At 31.3% G+C, this 5,151-nt stretch carries 6 protein-coding genes; all 6 read right to left on the bottom strand.

Annotated elements, in window-relative coordinates; genetic code table 11:
- Positions 1 to 123: 123 nt before the first annotated feature.
- The gene (locus VN21_RS15975) at positions 124 to 858 is read right to left on the bottom strand and encodes an ABC transporter permease (protein ID WP_046824135.1); all 735 of its coding nucleotides are present in this window, start codon (positions 856 to 858) and stop codon (positions 124 to 126) included.
- A 3-nt stretch (positions 859 to 861) separates the two neighbouring features.
- Positions 862 to 1,581: an ABC transporter permease gene (locus tag VN21_RS15970; protein ID WP_456299415.1), complete on the bottom strand. Its 720-nt coding sequence runs from the start codon at positions 1,579 to 1,581 to the stop codon at positions 862 to 864.
- Positions 1,565 to 2,488, bottom strand: coding sequence for an ABC transporter ATP-binding protein (locus VN21_RS15965; RefSeq protein ID WP_046824133.1), 924 nt, complete (start codon positions 2,486 to 2,488; stop codon positions 1,565 to 1,567). The genes VN21_RS15970 and VN21_RS15965 overlap by 17 nt, the downstream gene beginning before the upstream one ends.
- A 185-nt stretch (positions 2,489 to 2,673) precedes the next feature.
- Positions 2,674 to 3,597 carry a sensor histidine kinase gene (locus VN21_RS15960; protein WP_046824132.1) on the bottom strand — a complete coding sequence of 308 codons (924 nt, stop codon included), beginning with the start codon at positions 3,595 to 3,597 and terminating at the stop codon, positions 2,674 to 2,676.
- A 2-nt stretch (positions 3,598 to 3,599) separates the two neighbouring features.
- Positions 3,600 to 4,295 carry a response regulator transcription factor gene (locus tag VN21_RS15955; RefSeq protein WP_046824131.1) on the bottom strand — a complete coding sequence of 232 codons (696 nt, stop codon included), beginning with the start codon at positions 4,293 to 4,295 and terminating at the stop codon, positions 3,600 to 3,602.
- Positions 4,296 to 4,733: 438 nt separating this feature from the next.
- Positions 4,734 to 5,036: a hypothetical protein gene (locus VN21_RS15950; protein WP_046824130.1), complete on the bottom strand. Its 303-nt coding sequence runs from the start codon at positions 5,034 to 5,036 to the stop codon at positions 4,734 to 4,736.
- Positions 5,037 to 5,151 lie beyond the last annotated feature (115 nt).

Below are 5,151 nucleotides of genomic sequence, written 5' to 3'. Positions count from 1 at the left end.
TTTAAATTATATAACTGTTTTAAGTATTAGAATAAAGCATATTTTAGGCTGTATATATAATTATAATTACAGTATTCTTTTATTTTTATATCATTGATTTTAGCCATACGCTCAAGCGTATGGCTAATTTTTTTCACTATATCTGAAACCTTTGAGTATAAAAACAGAAAAGCAACCACATAGTAACAAGATTATAACACTTCCTATCCGACTTTGGGCAGTAGCTTCAGTGTAACCAGAAACCCCAAATACTGCAGCAATAGGATAAAATGTTTTTAGGGTGTTTGACATACTCATGAATAGTCCAGCAAAAGAGTACATTTCAGTTAATACTAATGCAATCCAATAGCCTTTTTTCATATATGATACCAAGGCAATAATGGGCGAGATAGCAAGGAATATTCCAAATCCTTGAAGAAAATATATTTTCAGAAAATCTAAAACCATTACTACCGATAAATCGGAAAAGTGTAATATTGCCTCAGTCAAAAATGCTATTGCAAAGAGCAGTAAATAAATGAAAATGCTAAATAAAAAAGTAATAATCATTTTTGTAGCAATTAACTTTGTTTCATTTACGGGAATAAGTAGCAAAGATTTTATAGTATCGTCATCTTCTTCACGACAAATCATATAACTTCCCAAAAGAGAAATGACTGCGGGAAGAACAAAAAGTGTTGCCAAAGGCTGAGCCATATCCATATACCATCCTGCACTGTCTATATTCCGTGAACCATTGTATGTAACGCATCCCGATATAAAAATAATAACAGCTACCATAACTGTAGCAAAAACTGAAATCCAAACAATATTTAAACGGCGAATTTTTTGGATTTCAGCCCAAAGTAAATTTCCCATTCTTTACACCTCACTTCTTTTCAATACGATATTTGCAAAGAATACTGAAATAATATCCCAAATGCAAATACAAAGAAACGCTAAAGGAACGTTAGTTGCTTGAACAATACCCGGAATATCTACTATAGCTGCCATACTAGATATGGGGTGTAGATACATATTTACAGGCATTATAAAAAAATTTAAAAAGGCATAAACCAACGTTATACAAATCGGGAGAATATATCCTTTTTGCGATGAGACTATTGCTAAAATCGGCAACATTGCAAAAGCAGTAAAAAAACCAGCCACTAAACATTTTTTCAGCAAATAAAATACGTTCTCCCATTCAAATACAAGATATCCCGAAAGTACACTAACCATAACGGAAGCTACGAATGTAATTAGCATGAAACAAATGGAGTAAACTAAAACTATAAAAAATTTACTGAAAAAGTATCCCATTTTGCTGATAGGAACAATCCAAAGTTGTTTTAACATATCATACTGATTCTCTTCGTGCATAAGCATAGTACTAAGTATTCCCAAAATAACAGGTAAGATAATGATAAGAGTAAAACCAAGTGCTGACCATCTATAATACTTTCTCGGGTCAACACCTTTATCCACAAAAAATAGTGCGAAAAACGGCATAATTAGAGCGGCTAACAACATGAGCCAAATAAGTTTATTGCGACGTAGTTTAAGAAATTCTGTTTGAATAAGGTTAAGCAATACCTTCACCCCCTGTAATTTTCTTGAAGTAGTCCTCTAATGTATCATGACGCAGTACCGAACTAATAACATTTATATTATGCATTACAAGGGATTTATTTATTTTACCTATATCCAGAGTAGTATCATAAAGTCGTAGGGTTTGATCATCTTGAACAGAATAATCTTTCAAGTTGAACTCTCGTTCTAAGATCAGTGTAGCTTTTGGAATATCTGAAACTTGCAGCATTATATAGCTACGGTTTTTCTTTTCAAGTTCCTCCATGCTGCTTTCCTCTAAAAGAACACCATGGTCAATAACTCCAATATCATCAGCCAATAATGAGATTTCGGAAAGAATGTGACTGGAAATAAGGATTGTTTTTCCATGCTCAACACTCAAATTTTTAATAAAATCTCTTACTTCTGCAATCCCAATAGGGTCAAGACCGTTTGTAGGTTCGTCCAAAATCAGTAGTTCAGGGTCGTGCATAATAGCGTTAGCAATACCAAGACGTTGCTTCATTCCCAGAGAATACTTACCGAACAACTTTTTGTCTTTATAAGGTAACCCTACTACTTTCAATGCATTTTCAACTGCATTCGGGCCAACTGTACCACGTAGCTTCGCAAAAATTTCTAAGTTTTCTGTTCCTGTTAAATTTGGATAAAAACCGGGTGTTTCGATAATAGCACCGATACGGGGATATACTCGTTTTTCTTGACCTTTGATATTTTGTCCGAATACATCCACTTCACCGGAAGTGATTGAAGTCAACCCTAAAATCATTTTCATGATAGTGGTTTTTCCTGCTCCGTTACGCCCTAATAATCCATAAATACGACCTTTTTTTACATGGAGGTTGACTGAATTAACTGCTGTCTGCTCTCCATATTTTTTAGTCAATTGTTTAGTTTCAATTATAAGATCATTCATATAAAATCTCCTCTCTTTCAATACCTTTACTTTCCCAATATAATAACCGATATGACGGTAGAAACAATCACAATTAAATTATAATACATTTACCTTGCCATAACCTTGCCGTAAGCTTGTTCTTTCCTTGCTTTTATTATTTACAAAAAAAGCCCTGCATAATACAGAGCTTTCATCCCTTAGCTTTATAGAGATTTTGGAAAAATAATAGTAAATGTAGTAGATCCTTTTAAAACACTCTCCACGTCAATCGTCCCTTTATGAACAGCCACAAGTTCTTTCGTGATAGACAATCCAAGTCCTGCCCCTGTGGTCATTCGAGATTTATCCCCTCGATACATTCTTTCAAATATATGTGACAATTCATCACGCGGTATTCCTATACCATTATCAGAAACTTTTATCGTGACTTGATTTTCATTTTCATATAAATCAAAAACAAGTTTTGTGCCTTTACTATGAGCAATAACATTTTGAAAAAGATTATTCAAAATTCGAGTATAAGAATTTACATCAATTCGGGCTAGACATTCATTTTCGGGGATATTTATTTCATAATCGAAATTATTATTTTCTATAATAATAATCCAATCAGCGGCAATACTACGAGAAAGTTCGTTAATATCGCATACTTTAAAATGAAATATTTGTTCTCTTGCATCAAGTTTTACCCATTCAAAAAGTCGCTCTGTAAAATCTTTTAGATTATGTGCTTTACCTATTGCAACCTGTATATATTCGTCCTTTTCTTTCCCTGTGACAATATTTTTTTCTATCGCTTCCAAGTAACCTACAAGAGATGTTAATGGTGTTTTAACATCGTGAGAAAGACTTGTCATCAAGCGTTTGTATGCCTGTTCGGACTGTCTTTGATTTATTAGTGTTGCTTGCATACCTGTGGTAATTGCATTTAAGTCATAGCAAATCTGCCTTGTCATGTCATTTTCTCTTGTAAGTATTTTGCGGTTTAAATTTCCGTCTTTAATGTCCGTTACCGCTTCTTGTATCACGCTGATCTGCTGTTTTGTTCTGTATAGTTTTAAAACCAGATAAAAAACAACAATCAGTAATATAGCGGATACGATTATAAGAAATTCAGTAAGTCCCATTTCTAAACCTCCCTATTAAAGCGATACCCCACACCTCTAACAGTTTGAATATAAAAAGCATTATCAGGATTTGGCTCAATTTTCTTTCTAAGTTTGCTTATAAATGACATAATATTACTATCATCAAAAGTGTATTCATCTTCCCACACTTGCGTGTAAATCTGCTTTTTTGTATAGACACGTCCTTTATTACTCGCTAAAAATGATAGCAAGTCAAATTCTTTACCTGTCAAGTCAATTTGTTTATCGTTTACACAAACAATACGATTATCTATATCTATTATCATTCCTTTGAGGATTAAATGGTGTTTATCTGGTATGTTGTTGAATTTGGTAAATCGGCGTATAAGAGAATCTACCCGTGCAGTCAATTCATTTATACTAAATGGTTTTGTCAAGTAATCATCTGCACCCGTTCGAAGACCAATTATTTTATCTTCTTCGCTATTTTTTGCAGTTAGCATTAAAACAGGTACATTGCTTACTTCTCTTATTTTTTTTAAGATACTAAATCCATCTAAATCAGGTAGCATAACATCAAGAATAATAAGAGAAAGATTGTCTTTCTTTTCATCCACAACTTTAAGTCCTTCACTTCCACTAAACTCTACTAGAGTCGATATTTCTTCATTATCCAAACACTTCTTTATAAGAGAACAGAGCTCTTTATCATCATCAATCATCAGTACTGTATTCATTGTTTCTCACTTTCCTTCTTTTTTAAAAAATCTTTCGGCAGTGATTTCTTAGCATATTTATATATCGTTCAATTTCTTTCTAATTTATAAACACCGTAAATTCGGTTTTCATCACAAAGCTGTTTAGTATTCTTTCTGCGCTTCATAACTTTTTAGATAATTATTTCACTGATATGTAGCCCCTTGTATTTTATACTAAATTATAGCTACGTATATATAATTTAATCTCTTCTTTTAATTATTTTTTGCTTATTAATTTATAATTGTTTCTTTATTTAAATATATATAATTATTATTTTATTTTCAATCTAAAGTTTAGTTTACTATTGTAACTTAATGGTATAGAATGATGAAATCAATATAGTTAACAAGCTATATAACAATATTGAGAGATAAAGTTAGAGACGTTAGTATAAGTCAAACTTAAGGTCCTTAACTTTATTTTGAATAAACAAATTTTATAGTTACTCTAATCAAATTTATAGATATAACTCCGACTAAAATTAGTATAAGTTTGGTTAATAATGTTGACTCAATTATAATTAATAGCCAAATAAGTAATCCAATCAAAATATATGATATACTTATTGATTTACGCAAATAAGATCTCTCCTTTTGAGAAAGTTTTTGCAAGCAAACTTCTGGTATTTCAGCAAACTTAAAATTATCTTTTACTAGAATTTGATATGCACTAATAAATAGAAATATACAGATTAACATAGTTAATATAAAACTAAACATAATATTCCCCCCTACGTTAATTAAAGTATATCAAAAATTATTCAATAAAGAGTTCATTAACATATTTTAAAAATACATTTAAAAGTAAATATATAACTTATAAGATAGAAAAAAT

The sequence above is a fragment of the Paraclostridium benzoelyticum genome (assembly GCF_001006285.1).
In the GTDB taxonomy this organism is placed as follows: Bacteria; Bacillota; Clostridia; order Peptostreptococcales; family Peptostreptococcaceae; genus Paraclostridium; species Paraclostridium benzoelyticum.
Note: the sequence above shows the minus strand (reverse complement) of the source record. Positions and strands in the feature narration are given on the sequence as shown.

What these genes read in the sequence shown, in the direction of transcription:
- VN21_RS15975 (WP_046824135.1), bottom strand. Translation starts at nt 858, where the DNA reads ATGGGAAATTTACTTTGGGCTGAAATCCAAAAAATTCGCCGTTTAAAT.
- VN21_RS15965 (WP_046824133.1), bottom strand. Translation starts at nt 2,488, where the DNA reads ATGAATGATCTTATAATTGAAACTAAACAATTGACTAAAAAATATGGA.
- VN21_RS15960 (WP_046824132.1), bottom strand. Translation starts at nt 3,597, where the DNA reads ATGGGACTTACTGAATTTCTTATAATCGTATCCGCTATATTACTGATT.
- VN21_RS15955 (WP_046824131.1), bottom strand. Translation starts at nt 4,295, where the DNA reads ATGAATACAGTACTGATGATTGATGATGATAAAGAGCTCTGTTCTCTT.
- VN21_RS15950 (WP_046824130.1), bottom strand. Translation starts at nt 5,036, where the DNA reads ATGTTTAGTTTTATATTAACTATGTTAATCTGTATATTTCTATTTATT.